17 protein-coding genes are annotated in these 16,731 nt (G+C 42.7%); all 17 read left to right on the forward strand.

Going from position 1 to position 16,731, the window contains the following annotated elements:
- The first annotated feature begins 113 nt into the window (after window positions 1-113).
- The 17 genes from T359_RS0100825 to T359_RS0100905 all read left to right on the forward strand — a co-directional run bounded on the left by T359_RS0100825 (window position 114) and on the right by T359_RS0100905 (window position 16,720).
- Window positions 114-410 carry a metal-sensing transcriptional repressor gene (locus tag T359_RS0100825; RefSeq protein ID WP_026515819.1) on the forward strand — a complete coding sequence of 99 codons (297 nt, stop codon included), beginning with the start codon at window positions 114-116 and terminating at the stop codon, window positions 408-410.
- A 174-nt stretch (window positions 411-584) separates the two neighbouring features.
- Window positions 585-2,384: an NADH-quinone oxidoreductase subunit 5 family protein gene (locus T359_RS0100830; RefSeq protein ID WP_242839018.1), complete on the forward strand. Its 1,800-nt coding sequence runs from the start codon at window positions 585-587 to the stop codon at window positions 2,382-2,384.
- The gene (locus tag T359_RS0100835; RefSeq protein WP_026515821.1) at window positions 2,384-3,253 is read left to right on the forward strand and encodes a complex I subunit 1 family protein; all 870 of its coding nucleotides are present in this window, start codon (window positions 2,384-2,386) and stop codon (window positions 3,251-3,253) included. The genes T359_RS0100830 and T359_RS0100835 overlap by 1 nt, the downstream gene beginning before the upstream one ends.
- Window positions 3,254-3,274: 21 nt before the next feature.
- Window positions 3,275-3,940, forward strand: coding sequence for an NADH-quinone oxidoreductase subunit B family protein (locus T359_RS23240; protein ID WP_026515822.1), 666 nt, complete (start codon window positions 3,275-3,277; stop codon window positions 3,938-3,940).
- Window positions 3,940-4,272 carry an NADH-quinone oxidoreductase subunit C gene (locus tag T359_RS0100845; protein WP_026515823.1) on the forward strand — a complete coding sequence of 111 codons (333 nt, stop codon included), beginning with the start codon at window positions 3,940-3,942 and terminating at the stop codon, window positions 4,270-4,272. Before T359_RS23240 ends, T359_RS0100845 begins: the two co-directional genes overlap by 1 nt.
- 15 nt (window positions 4,273-4,287) lie before the next feature.
- Window positions 4,288-5,367, forward strand: coding sequence for a hydrogenase large subunit (locus tag T359_RS0100850; protein ID WP_026515824.1), 1,080 nt, complete (start codon window positions 4,288-4,290; stop codon window positions 5,365-5,367).
- 35 nt (window positions 5,368-5,402) lie between these two features.
- Complete coding sequence (locus T359_RS0100855) at window positions 5,403-5,918, forward strand: 4Fe-4S binding protein (protein WP_035783424.1); 516 nt, start codon at window positions 5,403-5,405, stop codon at window positions 5,916-5,918.
- 28 nt (window positions 5,919-5,946) lie between these two features.
- Window positions 5,947-8,241: a carbamoyltransferase HypF gene (gene hypF / locus T359_RS0100860; protein ID WP_035783426.1), complete on the forward strand. Its 2,295-nt coding sequence runs from the start codon at window positions 5,947-5,949 to the stop codon at window positions 8,239-8,241.
- Window positions 8,242-8,252: 11 nt separating this feature from the next.
- Complete coding sequence (locus tag T359_RS0100865) at window positions 8,253-8,471, forward strand: HypC/HybG/HupF family hydrogenase formation chaperone (RefSeq protein ID WP_026515827.1); 219 nt, start codon at window positions 8,253-8,255, stop codon at window positions 8,469-8,471.
- Complete coding sequence (gene hypD / locus T359_RS0100870; protein ID WP_026515828.1) at window positions 8,471-9,511, forward strand: hydrogenase formation protein HypD; 1,041 nt, start codon at window positions 8,471-8,473, stop codon at window positions 9,509-9,511. The genes T359_RS0100865 and hypD overlap by 1 nt, the downstream gene beginning before the upstream one ends.
- Window positions 9,512-9,532: 21 nt before the next feature.
- Window positions 9,533-10,543 carry a hydrogenase expression/formation protein HypE gene (gene hypE / locus T359_RS0100875; protein ID WP_026515829.1) on the forward strand — a complete coding sequence of 337 codons (1,011 nt, stop codon included), beginning with the start codon at window positions 9,533-9,535 and terminating at the stop codon, window positions 10,541-10,543.
- Between the two features lie 57 nt (window positions 10,544-10,600).
- Window positions 10,601-11,476 (forward strand): adaptor protein MecA, encoded by an 876-nt coding sequence (locus T359_RS0100880; RefSeq protein ID WP_026515830.1) that lies wholly within the window; start codon window positions 10,601-10,603, stop codon window positions 11,474-11,476.
- 114 nt (window positions 11,477-11,590) lie between these two features.
- Window positions 11,591-12,310: a pseudouridine synthase gene (locus T359_RS0100885; protein ID WP_197027039.1), complete on the forward strand. Its 720-nt coding sequence runs from the start codon at window positions 11,591-11,593 to the stop codon at window positions 12,308-12,310.
- Window position 12,311: 1 nt separating this feature from the next.
- A complete protein-coding gene (ligA, locus tag T359_RS0100890; protein ID WP_197027060.1) occupies window positions 12,312-14,336 on the forward strand; it encodes an NAD-dependent DNA ligase LigA in 2,025 nt (674 codons plus the stop codon).
- A 21-nt stretch (window positions 14,337-14,357) separates the two neighbouring features.
- A complete protein-coding gene (gene metA, locus T359_RS0100895) occupies window positions 14,358-15,323 on the forward strand; it encodes a homoserine O-acetyltransferase MetA (RefSeq protein ID WP_026515833.1) in 966 nt (321 codons plus the stop codon).
- 18 nt (window positions 15,324-15,341) lie between these two features.
- Window positions 15,342-16,172: a polysaccharide deacetylase family protein gene (locus tag T359_RS0100900; RefSeq protein ID WP_035783432.1), complete on the forward strand. Its 831-nt coding sequence runs from the start codon at window positions 15,342-15,344 to the stop codon at window positions 16,170-16,172.
- A gap of 65 nt (window positions 16,173-16,237) precedes the next feature.
- A complete protein-coding gene (locus T359_RS0100905; RefSeq protein WP_026515835.1) occupies window positions 16,238-16,720 on the forward strand; it encodes a hypothetical protein in 483 nt (160 codons plus the stop codon).
- The last annotated feature ends 11 nt before the right edge of the window (window positions 16,721-16,731 follow it).

The following is a 16,731-nucleotide window of genomic DNA, read 5'->3' on the forward strand; positions in this document are numbered from 1 at the left end:
CATACATTATTTATTGATTTTTTCCTTTATTAGAAATATAATAACGATTGGCTTAATGTGCGTTTTTAAGGTTTTTAAGAATTTTGAAACGCACATTATTTTTGGAGGTTTTTATGAGTTCTCACACCCATAATCATCACCATGATCCTGAAAGCATGAAAGCCATTGTCAACAGACTATCCAAGGCTATCGGACACCTTGAATCTGTTAAAAAAATGGTAGAAGATGACAGGGATTGTACTGAAGTTCTCATACAGCTGGCAGCTGTGAGAAGTGCTATCAACAACACCGGTAAGGCAATCCTTAAAGAGCACATCAGTCATTGTATTGTCCATGCGGTCCAGGATGGAGATGAACAAGCGATCATTGAACTTAATGACGCCATCGACAAATTTATGAAAAATTCATAACAAAGAGGTTATGAAAACTTATGTGAAAGGGGCGAAAACACCTTGGCTATCCCAATTCTTAATGTAGTTTATTTCTTAATTTTATTTCCTTTCTTAATGGCAATAATAATTGGATTACTCAAATACGCTTCTCCATTCAGAAGCGCTGTGATCATGCTTGGCGGCTTTACAATTATGGCTGCTGCCATTTATGTTGCCGTTAACGTACTTATGTCCGGTGATACTTCACAGTTTATGTATTTGGAGGATGCAGAGATTCCGAATCATTTCATAATGGCCGGCGAAGTATTTCTTATGTGTCTTGTATGCTTTTTAAGTATCAAGTACAAAAAGTATTATGCGATTCTTATTTCACTTGTTGGTACAATTCCTGTGCTCTGGATGGACCTTTCAGGTAATGCGGTAGAGGGCAGCACTCATCTGAGAATCGATACATTTGCTGCAGTTATGTATCTTATCGTTGGTATTGTAGGTATTCTTATCTGTATCTATGCCAGCGGTTACATGAAGGATTATCATCATCATCACACAGATGTTGTTGACAGATCCAATTATTTCCTTGCTCTTATGTTTGTATTCTTAGGAGCTATGTTTGGTCTTATTTCTTCTGACAATCTCGGATGGATCTATTTCTTCTGGGAGATCACAAGCGTATGTTCATTCCTTATGATCGGTTATACAAGAACAGAAGAGGCTGTAAACAATTCTTTCAGAGCTTTATGGATGAACCTTTTAGGCGGTGTTGGTTTTGCAGCAGGTCTTATGTACACCAACATGTACCTTAATATGTCCAATCTCAGCGAGATTACAGCAGCAGGAGCTTCAGAAGTAATTATTATTCCTGTTACTTTATTTGCATTTGCTGCGCTTACAAAGAGCGCTCAGTTCCCATTCTCAAGATGGCTCCTCGGTGCCATGGTTGCACCTACACCATCCAGTGCGCTTCTTCACTCAGCTACCATGGTTAAGATCGGTGTATATATGCTGATCAGACTTTCACCTGTTATGCAGGGAACCCTTACAGGCGTTATGATCACTGTCATCGGTGGCTTCACATTCTTTGCTGCATCACTTCTTGCTATTACAGTTAGTGACGGTAAGAAAGTTCTTGCTTATTCAACAATTTCAAACCTTGGTCTTATTACAGCCTGCGCAGGCACAGGTACACAGGAAGGTGTATGGGCAGCGGTTATGCTTGTTCTTTTCCATGCTGTATCCAAGTCTCTGCTGTTCCAGACTGTAGGTGATATCGAGAACTGTATGCACAGCCGTGATATTGAGGATATGCACGGTCTTATCATCAAGCTTCCAAGACTTGCATTTATCATGATCATCGGTATCTGCGGTATGTTCATGGCTCCTTTCGGAATGCTGGTATCCAAGTGGGCTGCTCTTAAGTCCTTCGTTGAGTCAGGTTCCGTATGGCTGGTTCTTTTCCTGGTATTCGGTTCAGGAAGCACACTTTTCTACTGGGCAAAATGGCTTGGCAAGATCTGTGCTGTTATCCACCAGTCCTTCGAGCTTGAGGATATCACACCAAGAAGTGAGATGGTTTCAATTATTCCTCTTACAACAATGATCGTAATTATGTGTTTTGCATTCCCATGGATGTCAGGTAACATGGTTCAGCCTATCCTCAGTGAGGCATTTGAGGGCACCATCGAAAATGTTATCGGTGGCAGCGATGTTATCATCATGATGATAATGGTAGCTATGGTATTCATGATTCCTATCGGATCAAGAATATTGTCCATCGGTAAGAATTCAAAGATGACCATGTCTTATGTAGCGGGCGTAAATGCCGGTGATGACAGACATTATATCGATTCATTCGGTAAGGAGAGAGCACTTTACATGTCCAATTGGTACATGGAAGATTACTTTGGTGAGAAGAAGCTTCTCTGGCCTTCTATCATAGTTGCCGCTGTGCTGGTTGCTGTAATGCTTATCGTTGTGGTTGGAGGTAATATCTAATGACAGTTACAATTATAGTAAAAGCTATACTTTATATTATCTTAGCACCATTGATCGGCGGTACTTTGTCAGGACTTGACAGAGTATTTTCCGCAAGAATGCAGGGAAGACAGGGCCCACCTCTGTTCCAGCCTTTCTATGATGTGTTCAAGCTTCTTAACAAGCAGACCACCGTTGTTAACAGCATTCAGGTTCTGTTTGTTACCGGCTACCTTATTATGACAGTATTTACCGGCGCACTTTTCTTTGCTGGCGGAGATATGCTTCTTGTATTCTTCGCTTTGTCAATGTCAGAAGTGCTGATGGTTATGGCAGCTTTTTCAACAAACGGCCCTTACAGTATCATGGGTGCACAGCGTGAGCTTTGCCAGATGATGTGTTATGAGCCTATGACACTGCTTGTTGCCATTGGTTTCTACTATGCCAACGGAAGTTTCATGGTAAACGACCTTATCCAGGCTGAGAAACCTGCTATTATGTACATTCCCGGATTTTTCATCGGCTTCGTATTTATCCTTATCATCAAGCTGAGAAAATCTCCATTTGATCTTGCTACATCACACCACATGCATCAGGAGATGGTTAAGGGTCTTACAACAGACCTTTCCGGTGGAAACCTTGCTCTGGTTGAGCTTGCTGAGTGGTATGACCTGGTGCTTATGATGGGTATTGTCGGAATGTTCTTTATTACTGCAAACCCTATCAGCAGATTGTGGGCTATCATTGCTGTTTCATGTGTATTCTTCCTTGAAACACTTATTGACAATCTGTTCCCTCGTGTTAAGTACATTACCATGCTCAAGGTAACATGGACTGTAATACTTGTTTTCGCAGGAACAAATCTGCTGATTCTTAATGTTTTGAAATAAGATGGGAAGGGATGAAGATCAATGAAAATTTCTAAATCACCATGGGTGTTACATTATGATGGTTCCAGCTGTAATGGCTGTGATATAGAAGTACTTGCCACAATGACTCCTCTTTATGATGTGGAGCGTTTTGGTATTATTAATACCGGTAATCCTAAGCATGCTGACGTACTGCTTCTTACAGGTGGCGTAAACGCCCAGACAGCTCCTGTTATCAGACAGCTTTATAACATGATGCCTGATCCCAAGGTAGTTGTTGCCTGCGGTATCTGTGCATGTGACGGCGGTATCTTCAAGGAGTGCTACAACATTCTGGGAGGAGCTGATAAGGTTGTTCCCGTTGATGTTTATGTTCCGGGCTGTGCTGTAAGACCTGAGGCACTTATCGAAGGCGTTGTTAAGGCAGTCGGCATTCTCGAAGAGAAGAAGAAGAAACTTAAAGAGTCTATGAAGGCCGGATATTGCACTGTTGACTACAGCAAGATCGCTATTCATATGACTGCTGATGACTATGATCCTACCAACCAGTATGATGCTGTTCTTACTGAGGAAGCTCTCAGACAGCAGGCAGAAGAGAAGATCAAGGCTACTGCAAAGCCAGCTCCCAAGCCGGCTCCCGCAGCTGCTCCCAAGGCTCCTGTCGCAGCACCTGCTGCCGATAACACTAAGAAAGGAGAAAACGCATAATGAATACAGAATTTATCAGTGTTAATCCTGAAAGCGTTATCGATGAGACTCAGAAACTTAAATTCCAGGGCTACCACATCATGCAGGTTTGCGCCACAAGAATTCCTGAGGCTTATGAGATCATCTATTCTTTCGGCAAGGATCTTGAGATGAAGCATTTCAAGGTAACTCTTCCCGAGGATAAAGAGATTTCCAGCATTACCAGCATCTATCCCTGTGCTTTCATATATGAGAACGAAATGCATGATCTTTTCGGAGTACAGGTTAAGATGATCAATATTGATTTCGAAGGTAAGCTCTATCGTACAGCGATTGAGACACCATTTAAGTAATTGGAGGAACCAAAAATGTCTACAAGAAGTGTAATTCCATTTGGACCCCAGCATCCGGTTCTTCCGGAACCAATTCATTTAGACCTTGTTATGGAGGATGAGAAGGTTGTAGAAGCTATCCCTTCCATTGGTTTCATCCACAGAGGTCTTGAGAAGCTGGTTGATAAAAAAGATTTTAACGAGATGGTTTATGTTGCAGAGCGTATCTGCGGTATCTGTTCTCTTGGCCATGGCCTTGGTTATTCAGAGGCTGTTGAGCACATCATGGATATTGAAGTACCTGCTCGTGCAAGATACCTTAGAACAATTTGGTCTGAGCTTTCCAGAGTTCACTCACATCTTCTTTGGCTTGGCCTTCTGGCTGATGCTTTCGGATTTGAGTCTCTTTATATGGAGAGCTGGAGACTCAGAGAGGATGCCCTTGATATGTTTGAGGCTTCCACTGGCGGCCGTGTAATCTTCTCAGCTATGAAGATCGGCGGTGTAAGAAGAGATGTTTCTGATGAGATGCTCAGAGATTTTGCAGAGCGTATCAACAAGATGGAAGAGGAGCTTAAGGTTATTTCCAAGCCTTTCCTCAATGATATGGCTGTTCAGACAAGACTTAGAGGTGTAGGCGTTCTTACAGCACAGCAGGCTGATGAGCTTGGCTGCTGCGGACCTTTCCTCAGAGCCAGCGGAATTGCCCGTGATATCCGTAGCACAGCTTACTGCGCATACGGTGATGTTGACTTCGAGCCAATCATCAGCAATGACGGTGATTCTTATGCAAGAACAGAGTGCCGTATCAAGGAGATCTTCCAGGCATTTGATATTATCAGACAGTGTATTGCCAAGATTCCCGGTGGCGATATCGATGTTCCTGTTAAGGGCATGCCTAACGGTGAATACTTTATGCGTCTTGAGCAGCCCAGAGGAGAAGCTCATTACTATGTTAAGGCTAATGGTACTAAGTTCATAGACAGAATGAGAGTCCGCACCCCCACCTTTGCAAACCTTTCAGGTCTTGTGGAGACACTTAAGGGCTGTGATCTGGCAGATGTTCCGATCCTTGTTCTTACCATTGATCCTTGTATCAGTTGTACAGAAAGATAATTTGCCGGAAAGACTACACGTTAAGGAGATAAGTTATGTCTATTGTTAGTTTTAAGAATACAATTCTTCATAATCTTGTATCAAAGCCTAAGACCAGAAAGGTGGAGAAAGAGTTTCCTGTAGGTACAAGAGGACATGTTGAGAACGATATGGATCTCTGCGTACTTTGCGGACTTTGCTCTATTAAGTGCCCTACACATGCCATCAGCATTGATAAGGCTGAAAAAACCTGGTCTATCAATCCTATGAGCTGTATACAGTGCAGATGCTGCGTAGATAACTGCCCTAAGAAGTCACTTTCTATGGGAGTCAGATTCCAGGAGCCCGGAACTGAGAAGATCACCAAGACCTTCAAGCAGTCCGAGAAGGCTATTGCAGCTCAGGAAGCACTTATGAAGGCAGCTAAAGAGCGTGCAGCAGCCGCTGCCGCAGCTAAGGCAGCCCAGGCAGCCGCAGCAGGTAATGCCCAGGCAGCTCCTGCAGCAAATGCCCAGGCAGCTCCCGCAGCTAGTGCTCCTGCTCAGAAACCTGCAGAGGAACCTAAGGCTTGATTTTCTTTGATTAAGACAAGTTCAGATTATGACAATAATGATTAGAGTTAAAGGGGCGGTACAAGGTGTTGGTTTCCGCCCCTTTATAGCTGAATTGGCAACAAAATACGGAATCAGGGGTCAGGTTAAGAACATCGGAGCAGCTGTTGATATTCTTGCAATCGGGGATGAGGACATTTTGCACTCTTTTACTGATAGTATAAAAAACGAATATCCTGCAGGTGCTTTTATTTTGGATGTGGATATATCTGATGTCACGGCCCTCAAGGAAGATGATTTCAAGGATTTTACTATTGTTCAAAGCAATTCTGTAAGTCTTAAGGATGAACTTCCTGTTTTTCTTCCTGATATAGGCATTTGCGATGACTGTATGAGGGAAATGCTTGATATAAATGACAGAAGATACCGCTATCCTCTGATCAGCTGTGCGGTCTGCGGCCCTAGAATAAGCATACTGAATAAACTTCCCTATGATCGTGATACCACCACAATGATCGATTTTGAAATGTGTCCTTCCTGCAGGAAGGAATACACCTTGGGAAGACGCCGTCATGCCCAGACTATATCCTGCCATGATTGCGGCCCTCAAATGATATTTTCAACAGGTGATGACAGCTATGAAAGGAAATCAGCTGTTGATGAAGCCATAAATGCGCTTTCCAAGAATATGATAATAGGTCTTAAGGGAATTTCCGGCTATCAGCTTGTATGTCTTCCTTCAGATGTGGCTGCAAGGAATCTGCGAGATCTAAAAGGCCGCGAAAAGAAACCTTTTGCTATCATGTTCTCAGATATCGATAAGATATCCGAATACTGTTATGTTAATGAAAAAGAAAAGGAGCTTCTTGTTTCTTCTGCAAGACCAATAGTTCTTTTACAAAAGAAGAAAGATTTTCCTGAGTCGGTCTGCAGGGATAGCAGATATATTGGAGCTTTCCTGCCTTCGTCAGGGATTCACAGACTTTTGTGCGATGTGTTGGGACCGCTTATCGTTACCAGCGCCAACAGATCCGATGAACCCATGATATATTCGGACGAAGACTTTTTTGATACATTTTTAAACGAAAATAATGAACAACGTGCTTACGGAGTTCTTTACCATAAAAGAAAGATAAATATTGCGCAGGATGATTCTGTCATGTTTGTTATCAGAACATCAAAAGGCTATTATCCTGCTTTTATACGAAGAGCCAGGGGATTCTTCCCATTGCCGGTAATGATCGGGGGCAAAAACAATAATTCCAGTGACGTATCTGTTCTTGCCATGGGAGCAGATCTGAAGAATACCTTCGCCTTTGGCAAAAAGGACAGAGTAATCCTTTCTCAGCATCTTGGTGATATGGCTGATATGGGAGTGTTTGATGAGTATAGGGAGCTTATACCATATTACAGATCCATATTTGAGTTCTCTTTTGACAAGGTGATATGTGATAAGCATCCCGGTTATTATTCATCGAATTATGCCCGTAAGCTCATAAAAGAACAGGGTATTGATGAATCAGGTCTTATTGCCGTTCAGCATCATCATGCACATATTCTGTCGGTTATGGCTGAGAATTCTCTTGATAGCTGTATTGGCATTGCATTTGACGGAACAGGTTTCGGAGACGACGGAAATATCTGGGGCGGTGAATATTTTTACTGTAATAAAGCTCAGGTTAAGCGCTATGGCCATATGTCATATGTGAAGTTATCCGGTGGCGACATGGCTCCAAAGAAAGCTGATATGATCCGTGATTGTTACAGAATAGCTGCCGGAATAAAAGAAGATAAGGTTCCGGAGATCATCAAGGCTGCTCTCAATAATGATATAAATACCTTTACCACATCCAGCGTGGGCAGGCTTTTCGACGCTGTTTCATCCCTGCTTGGAATATGCGATTACAATTCCTATGAGAGTGAATGTGCCGGCCTTCTTGAAAAAGAGGCCTGGAGATATACAGGTATTGACAGACCGGAATTTGAGCTTAAAGTATATAGGGATGATAATGGTAACATTCTCACAGATCAGGCTGTCTTATTCAGACAGATCGAAGAATGTGTCGACCAGGGAAAATATAATACTGTTTTATGCGCTTACGCATTTCATGTGGCCATTACAACAGCCATCAAGAATGTTTGTGATATCATAAGCGCGGAAACGGGAGAGAAGAAGGTATGTTTATCGGGAGGAGTTTTTCTTAACCGCCTTCTTTTAACTAAGACTATCAATTTACTCAGCATCAGCGGATATGAGGTATACTGGAATCAACAGGTTCCGGCTTCTGATGCAGGGATTTCACTGGGACAGGCCTATTATGGGCTTATGTCTTTTGAAGATTAGAAAGGATTTTTATGTGTGTTGCAATTCCGGGAACAGTTATAAAACTTGATGGAACCAAGGCTACAGTTGATTTTGCGGGAAATATTGTAAATGCTGAGGCCGGCCTTGTTAATGTCAAGGTAGGTGATAAGGTTTTGGTTCATGCAGGCTGTATCATTCAGACTATGGATGAAAAGCTGGCAAATGAGATGGAAGAACTCTTTAACGAGATAGAAGGGCTTACAATCTGATGCAGACTCTTGAAGAAATAGTTAAGGCTTTAAAAGAATATGACGGGGACGAAGTTCGGATCATGGAGGTTTGCGGAACTCATACAGCAGCGATTTCTGAAAATGGAATTCCTGCCATGCTTTCTCCCAAGATCAAGCTGATTTCCGGCCCCGGTTGTCCTGTTTGCGTGACGGTTACCGCTGTGATCGACAAACTTGTTGAGCTGTCCATGAGGGAGGACACCATAGTACTGACCTTTGGAGATCTCATAAGGGTTAAGGGAACAGATAAGTCCCTTGCAGATGCAAAGGCTGACGGAGCCCATGTGAGAATGGTTTATTCCCCTATGGAATCCATTAAACTGGCGGAGGAAGATCCCGCTCATACCTATGTTTTTGCTGCCATAGGTTTTGAAACCACAACTCCTGTATATGCTATGCTTCTGGAACAGGCAGATAAAAAGAATCTTAAGAATTTAAAGCTCCTTACAAGTCTTAAGACAATGCCCGAAGTAATCAGATGGGTTGTAAAAAACGGCGGCGGAATAGATGGCTTTATTGCTCCGGGACACGTGGCTGCTGTAACAGGAAGCGGTATTTTTGAGGAACTGTCCAAGGAGCTTGGTATTCCCTTTGTAGTATCCGGATTTGAGGGAGCGCAGCTTCTTATGACTATTTATGCTCTTGTTTCCATGAAGGGCAAAACAGGCATGAAGAATCTCTATAAAGATGTTGTAACCTATGAAGGCAATCTTAAGGCTAAAGAGGCTGTTGAGAAATTTTTTGAACCTTCCGATTCATCCTGGCGCGGTATGGGAACCATCCCGGGGTCAGGTATGACCTTGAAGAAAGAGTATCTGCAGTTTGATGCGGGAAGTATCGGACTTGATACTGACAATATGCCTGCAGGCTGTCAGTGCGCCAATGTTCTTGTGGGAAAGCTTAGACCCTATGAATGTCCGCTTTTCGGTAAGGTATGCACACCTGATAATGCCCATGGCGCCTGCATGGTTTCCACAGAGGGAAGCTGCTATAATTACTTTGTTTCAGGCAGAAAATAAGTATTTGGAGATTTAGGATATATGAAGATCACAATGGCTCACGGAAGCGGCGGTGAATCCACTTCCAAATTGATAAAAGAGGTATTTGCCAAACATTTTCGTAATGAGATATTGGAAAAACTTGAGGATTCTGCTGTGGTTCAGGGAGCAGGAAAGCTTGCTGTTACCACTGATTCTTTTGTTGTTACACCTATCATTTTTCCCGGAGGAGATATCGGAAGACTTGCTGTATGCGGCACTGTTAACGATCTTCTGATGAGCGGCGCAAGGCCTAAATACATAACCTGCGGATGCATCCTGGAAGAAGGACTGGATATAGATATACTGGACAAGGTCATAGCTTCTTTTGCTGAAACATGCAAGGAAGCCGATGTTATGGTAGTGACCGGTGATACCAAAGTTATTGAGAACAAGGGCGGCGAACCCGGGCTTATTATCAATACATCAGGCGTTGGTTTTATTGATGATGACCTGGCTGTTCCGGGACCTTTTAATCTTGAAGATGGTGACAAGATCATTATTTCAGGTAATCTTGGAGATCATCACGCAGCTATTCTTGGCAAAAGAATGGGAATTGACAGCAGTATCCTGTCGGATGCAGCTCCTCTTAAGGAGATGGTATTTGGTCTTCTTGACGCGGGAATCAGGGTTCATGCCATGAGAGATGTGACAAGAGGCGGTCTTGGCACAGTTTTGAATGAATTCAGCGAGAGCTCAAAATGCAGTATCGAGCTTGAGGAACAGCTTTTGCCTGTATCAGATTCTGTAAAGAATTTCTGTGGTATGCTGGGCCTGGATCCTCTTTATATGGGCAATGAAGGAAAAATGGTTCTTTCAGTTGCTTCTGATGAAGCAGAAAAGGCGGTTTCCATCATTCGAAGCGCGAAATACGGCGAAAATGCATGTATCATCGGGCAGGTTCATAAACAGGACAGCTCATCCGATAATAATAATGTGACACTTCGTACTAAGATAGGCGGAAAACGCATAATTGGTCTTATGTACGGAGAAGGTCTTCCAAGAATTTGTTAAATGTTGTAAAATAAAGCTTGTCTTTTGAGATATTTTTGTTTTTTGAAAGGGATTTTAATGGAATTCAGAAGGATAAACAAGGATACTGTTACATGTATTATAACTGAAGATGATATGGACGAGCAGGGAATCAAGCTCGAGGATCTGTTTGAGAAAAAGAAGGAAGCAATGGAATTTCTTCATGATGTCATGAGGAAGGCTGAGGAAGAGGTTGATTATAAGCCTACAGGTTCATTTATGCCGATGCAGATAACGGTTCTTCCCGATCATTCAATTTCTCTTACTCTTTCTGAGAATGCGTCAGCTTCTTTTGGCGAGATTCTCAAGAATCTTACTGATAAGGCAGGAATCAAGATTCCTAAAAATGTACTTGAGGACATCGGAGATGCTGCCAATGACGAGCGCATTAACAGACTTAATGAGTATTTGAAGAGCCTTAAGCAGCTCACCAATTCTGTTAAGGATATTATGGAAGAGAGTGGAATCGCTGAGAATCCTGACAAGGTTCTTTTGAACAAGGGTGAGACCGTTGAGAACAATATGAACAAGGCCTCCAAGATCAGCAGCGGATTTAAGAAGGATCAGGCTGCACTTTCTGAGGAAGAGAAGGCCAAAAGGGATCAGAACAGGCTTAAATTCCACGAATATGTATTCAGATTTGAGGACATTCATACAGTTATCAAGTTCTGTGCCAAGGCCCCTAAGGATCTGAATATATCCAGCTCACTTTACAAAAATGAGAAGGATGGAAGATACTATCTTGATCTCAACAGAGAGAATGAGGATCCCAAGGCATTTGCTTCACTGTTCACAATGGCCTATGAATTTGCTCATTTCCAGGCTACCAACAGGAATGTTATCGCTCATATGAAGGAAAGCTACGAGCTTATTATTGCAGAGGATGCAATCGGTAAGCTTTCACAGGCAGTATGAAACCTGTGATTCAGTGTTTTTCTGTATTGAGATACTATTAAATAAATATTATAATTAAACGGTTAGGAAGCTGTCCTAACCGTTTTTATATATGGATTTATGAAAGGTTGTCTGATGCGACTGAATCAATATATTGCTTCCTGCGGAGTTTGTTCCCGAAGAGAGGCTGATAAATTAATACAGGCCGGAAGAGTCACTGTTAACGGCTCCGAGGCTGTTCCCGGAGTTCAGATCTCGGATAAGGATACTGTTACTGTGGACGGCAAAGAAATAAAGCCCTCCAAAACCAGTGTTGTTCTTGCTTATTACAAACCGGTGGGAGTTACCTGTACCGAAAAGGATCAGCATGCTGATAAGACAGTTATCGAGGACCTTGGTTATGGCAGGCGAGTTACCTATGCCGGCAGGCTTGATAAGGACTCTGAGGGGCTTCTTCTCATGACTGATGACGGCAAGCTTATAGAAGCTATGATGAAGGGCTCTAAAAAGCACGAAAAGGAATATGAAGTTACCGTTGATAAGGCTGTTAACGGTGATTTTCTGAATAAAATGTCTCAGGGAGTCTATCTTAAGGAACTGGACAGGACCACAAGAGGCTGCAAGGTTAAAAGAACAGGCAAGTGCTCTTTTAACATAATACTCACACAGGGGCTTAACAGGCAGATCAGGCGAATGTGCAAGGCCCTGGGCTATGAGGTCAAAAAGCTAAAAAGAATCCGTGTTATGACGGTCAGACTTGAAGATTACAAGCTTAGTCCCGGTAAATACACTGAGCTTTCTGAGGAAGAAAAAAGTAAGCTGTACTCAGCAGCTGGATTAAAGTTGGGAGATTGATATTTTGGCTACTATTAAAGAAATCAAAAAAGAATATGATGAGCTTGTAAAAACCATCAAGCATCATATGGATCTGTATTATAACCAGGATGCACCTGAGATTTCAGATTATGAATATGATCAGCTCATGCAGAGGCTTAAGGCCATAGAGAAGGATAATCCATCCTTTGTAACTGAGGATTCCCCTTCAAAAATTATCGGCGGAACTGCCAAGAGAGAAGCCGGTGTTAAGATAACACATAACGTTCCTATGCTTTCTATCGAGGACGTATTTAATAAAGAGGATGTAAAGGCTTTTGTTAACAAGGTTCATGCGGTTCATCCCGGAGCTCTTTTTTCCGTTGAGCAGAAGATAGACGGCCTTAGCTTATCCCTTAGATACAATAAGGGAGATGACGGCAAGATGCATCTTATCATGGCGGAAACAAGAGGAGATGGACTTATCGGTGAAGATGTAACAGCCAATGCCCTTGTTATTCCTGATATACAGCAGACTCTGGAGCTTCCCTATGATTATCTGGAGCTTCGAGGGGAAGTATATATGTCCCATGAGGCTTTTGAGAGATTTAACGAGACCCAGGAGAAGCTTGGCAAAAAGATCGCAGCCAATCCCAGAAACCTTGCAGCCGGAACTCTCAGACAGCTTGACCCGGAGATAACAAGATCAAGAGGTCTTAAGATGTTTGTGTTTAATATCCAGGACGGTCCTGCAGAGCTTAGGGCTTCACATTGCAATGGCCTTGATGAACTGGAAAAAGCCGGAGTTAAGACCGTTTATCACAGACTTTGCAAGAATGCGGACGAAATCTGCGACGCCATTGATGAAATCGGCAATATGCGAGAGAATCTTGAATTTGACCTGGACGGAGCCGTAATCAAGGTTGACAATATTCTCTGGAGAGAGGATTTTCCTGCCGGATCCAAGTATTCAGCAGGCCATATAGCATATAAGTATCCACCGGAAGAGCGAATTGTTGTGATGGATGAGATCCTGGTGGATGTGGGAAGAACCGGTAAGCTTACCTTCACCGGAAGTTTCCACGACAGGGAGACCGGTAAGGCTGCAAGACTTTGCGGCACCAGCGTTTCCAGAGCAACACTTCATAATCAGGACTACATTACTCAGATGCAGATTGGCATCGGTGGAGAATACAAGCTTTTTAAGAGCGGCGAGATCATTCCAAAGCTCAACGGATGCGTCAAGGCTCCTGAGGTGGTATATACTACACCTTCTGTTTGCCCTGTCTGCGGCGGACATCTGGTTAGGGAAGAGGATACTGCGGACATCAGATGCATCAATCCCACATGTCCAGCACAGGTAAGGAGAACCATTGCTTATTTCACCAGCCGTGATGCCATGAATATTATGGGACTTGGTGATACACTTGTTGACGCCCTTGTTTCTGAGGGGTATCTTAAAGATTATTCAGATATATATAAGCTTGGACAGCATCGCGATGAGCTTATTGAAAAGGGTATAATCGGTAAAGAAAAAAATACCGATAAACTATTGGGAGAAATCGAAAAATCAAAGGAAAATGATCCTGTAAGGCTTCTTACAGCCCTTGCTATTCGCAATGTCGGCAAATCCACCGCAAGGGAGATCATGAAACATTTTGACAATCTTATGGATCTTACCAAAGTTACAGTGGATGGATTTTTGCAGATTCCTGATATTGGCGAGACAACAGCCAATGATTTATACGAATTTTTCCATGAAAAGTCCAATCTTCGCATTCTTGAGACTATGCAGAACCTTGGCCTTAACATGACTATGGAAAAGGATGAAGATGCTTCTGACAAGCTTTCCGGCATGACAATTGTTGTTACCGGAACTCTTCCTACACTGGGAAGAAAAGAGGCGGAAGAGCTGATAGTTAAAAACGGCGGCAAGGCTTCAGGAAGTGTTTCAAAGAAAACAAGTCTTGTTCTAGCGGGAGAAGCCGCAGGAAGCAAGCTTACCAAGGCCCAGGAACTGGGAATCAGGATAATAGATGAAACAGAGTTTCTTGAGCTTATAAAATAATCACAAGGAGATATATTACAAATGCCTATTAAGATACAAAATGACCTGCCTGCAAGAGAAATACTCGAGCGCGAGAATATATTTGTGGTGGATGAAAACAGGGCTATGCATCAGGATATCAGATCCCTGCAGATCTGCATTCTCAATCTGATGCCCCTTAAGGAGGACACTGAACTTCAGCTCCTTAGATCCATGTCAAATACTCCGCTGCAGATGGATGTATCTTTTATGCAGATGAGTTCACATCATTCATCAAATACATCACCTAACCATCTGAACAGATTTTATAATACTTTTGATGAGCTTAAGGATAATACCTATGACGGAATGATAATTACCGGTGCTCCTGTAGAGCAGATGGATTTCGAGCAGGTAGACTACTGGGATGAGCTTTGCAGAGTCTTTGAATGGACCAAGACTAATGTCACATCCACTTTTCATATCTGCTGGGGTGCCCAGGCCGGAATATATTATCATTACGGAATAAATAAGCAGCCGCTGGATGAGAAGCTTTTCGGCATTTTCCAGCACAGGGTTATGAACAGGAAGGTTCCTCTTGTAAGAGGTTTTGATGATGTTTTCATGATGCCTCATTCAAGACATACGGCAACACCTGCCGATGCCATTCATGCCTGCGAGGATCTTGTGGTTCTGGCGGAATCAGATATTGCAGGAGTATTCCTTTGCATGAATAAGTCTGGAAGCCAGATCTTCGTTATGGGACATGCGGAATACGACAGACTCACCCTTGATTCAGAATACAAGAGAGATCTTGGTAAGGGCCTTGATATTCATATCCCGGAGAACTATTATCCGGATAATGATCCTGACAGAAAGCCTGATCTTCTCTGGAGAGGCCATGCCAATAATCTTTATTCCAACTGGCTCAACTATTACGTATATCAGAATACCCCTTACAAGTGGGGACAGATCCTTGATGAGGATAAGAGAAAACTTGCGGCTAAGACACTGACAAAGAAGATCTGAGAAAGATTGAGGTACACAATGGGAGATAAACTGCGAAATATATACACTCAGTTTCCCGGTGGGAAATATAAGGTTCTCACTCTTAGCTATGACGACGGCAAAATAGAAGACAGAAGACTTGTTGAAATACTCAACAGATATGGTCTCAAGGCTACTTTCAATGTTAATTCAGGCCTTATAGATCAGCATTTTAAGGAGTATTACAAGGAAAGAATTCCCATGTCTGAATATAAAGAGCTGTATAAGGGGCATGAAGTTGCTGTTCACACTGTTACTCATCCCACGATAGCAAGAAGCCCCAAGGAGCAGATGGTTCGTCAGATCATAGAGGACAGAAGTGCTCTGGAGAAAGTCATGGGCTATACTGTAAGGGGCAGCGCTTATCCCAACGGCTCCTACAGCGATGAGGTGGTGGATGCTCTTAAGGCCTGCGGCATAAGGTATGCAAGGACTGTCAGATCCACCGGGGATTTTAGCATGCCGGAGCATTATCTCAGATGGCATCCTACATGTCATCATGATTATCAGGGACTTGAGGATCTGAAAAAGCAGTTCGTTTCTCTTTCTAAATCTCAATATATGTATATGTTTTATCTTTGGGGGCACAGTTATGAATTTGAAGTAAACAATAACTGGAATGTCATCGAAGATTTTGCCAAGGATATGGGCGGCAGAGGAGATATCTGGTATGCCACCAATATCGAGATTGTTGATTATCTGGACGCTGCAGGCAGAATGCAGGTGTCCGTCAATGGGGATTTTGCCTATAATCCCAGCGCTGTCAGCGTTTTCCTTGAGGTGGATAAGAAAACTATCGAATGTAAGCCGGGAGTCACCACAGAGTTGTAATTTTCTTTAAAATAAGTTAAAATATATATGTTAAGTCGTTAACTTTTTTAAAAGGAGACTCACTTATGCCACTTGATATGGAAAATGAAGAGGTTGAAGAAAAGACAACGGAATTAAAGAAAAAACCTACTAAGAAGACAAAAGAAATGCTTGAAGAAAATGCCAAGCAGATAGAGGAATTGAAGCAGGAGCAGGCTCGTCTTTCAGAAGATCTGTCAAACCTGGATAAGGAAGATGCGGATCTTGGTGATAAATCTGCTCTGAAGCTCAAGGTAAAGCATAAGAAGTTTGGAGAGGGTGAGATCGTCACACAGGACGGTAAGTATATAGAAGTTAAGTTTGCGGATGTCGTTAAGAAGTTCGTTCTTCCGGGATGCATTGCCGATAAGTTCCTGGAAGTGGACGACGAGGCTGTGTTCGATTACTATGTAAAGAGTAACGAGATCCACAAAAAGCGCATGGCTACAGAGCTTAAGATCAAATCCGCTGAATTCGCTGTTCAGCGTCATCAGGATGCTATTGAAAAGCTCAATGCCAAACTCAAATAACTTCATAATTT

The sequence above is a fragment of the Butyrivibrio sp. MC2021 genome, assembly GCF_000621605.1.
Lineage (GTDB): Bacteria > Bacillota > Clostridia > Lachnospirales > Lachnospiraceae > Butyrivibrio.

What these genes read in the sequence shown, in the direction of transcription:
- T359_RS0100850 (WP_026515824.1), top strand. Translation starts at nt 4,288, where the DNA reads ATGTCTACAAGAAGTGTAATTCCATTTGGACCCCAGCATCCGGTTCTT.
- T359_RS0100830 (WP_242839018.1), top strand. Translation starts at nt 585, where the DNA reads ATGGCTGCTGCCATTTATGTTGCCGTTAACGTACTTATGTCCGGTGAT.
- T359_RS0100855 (WP_035783424.1), top strand. Translation starts at nt 5,403, where the DNA reads ATGTCTATTGTTAGTTTTAAGAATACAATTCTTCATAATCTTGTATCA.
- T359_RS0100845 (WP_026515823.1), top strand. Translation starts at nt 3,940, where the DNA reads ATGAATACAGAATTTATCAGTGTTAATCCTGAAAGCGTTATCGATGAG.
- metA (WP_026515833.1), top strand. Translation starts at nt 14,358, where the DNA reads ATGCCTATTAAGATACAAAATGACCTGCCTGCAAGAGAAATACTCGAG.
- T359_RS0100835 (WP_026515821.1), top strand. Translation starts at nt 2,384, where the DNA reads ATGACAGTTACAATTATAGTAAAAGCTATACTTTATATTATCTTAGCA.
- T359_RS23240 (WP_026515822.1), top strand. Translation starts at nt 3,275, where the DNA reads ATGAAAATTTCTAAATCACCATGGGTGTTACATTATGATGGTTCCAGC.
- T359_RS0100880 (WP_026515830.1), top strand. Translation starts at nt 10,601, where the DNA reads ATGGAATTCAGAAGGATAAACAAGGATACTGTTACATGTATTATAACT.
- hypD (WP_026515828.1), top strand. Translation starts at nt 8,471, where the DNA reads ATGCAGACTCTTGAAGAAATAGTTAAGGCTTTAAAAGAATATGACGGG.
- hypF (WP_035783426.1), top strand. Translation starts at nt 5,947, where the DNA reads ATGACAATAATGATTAGAGTTAAAGGGGCGGTACAAGGTGTTGGTTTC.
- T359_RS0100885 (WP_197027039.1), top strand. Translation starts at nt 11,591, where the DNA reads ATGCGACTGAATCAATATATTGCTTCCTGCGGAGTTTGTTCCCGAAGA.
- T359_RS0100865 (WP_026515827.1), top strand. Translation starts at nt 8,253, where the DNA reads ATGTGTGTTGCAATTCCGGGAACAGTTATAAAACTTGATGGAACCAAG.
- T359_RS0100905 (WP_026515835.1), top strand. Translation starts at nt 16,238, where the DNA reads ATGCCACTTGATATGGAAAATGAAGAGGTTGAAGAAAAGACAACGGAA.
- T359_RS0100825 (WP_026515819.1), top strand. Translation starts at nt 114, where the DNA reads ATGAGTTCTCACACCCATAATCATCACCATGATCCTGAAAGCATGAAA.
- T359_RS0100900 (WP_035783432.1), top strand. Translation starts at nt 15,342, where the DNA reads ATGGGAGATAAACTGCGAAATATATACACTCAGTTTCCCGGTGGGAAA.
- hypE (WP_026515829.1), top strand. Translation starts at nt 9,533, where the DNA reads ATGAAGATCACAATGGCTCACGGAAGCGGCGGTGAATCCACTTCCAAA.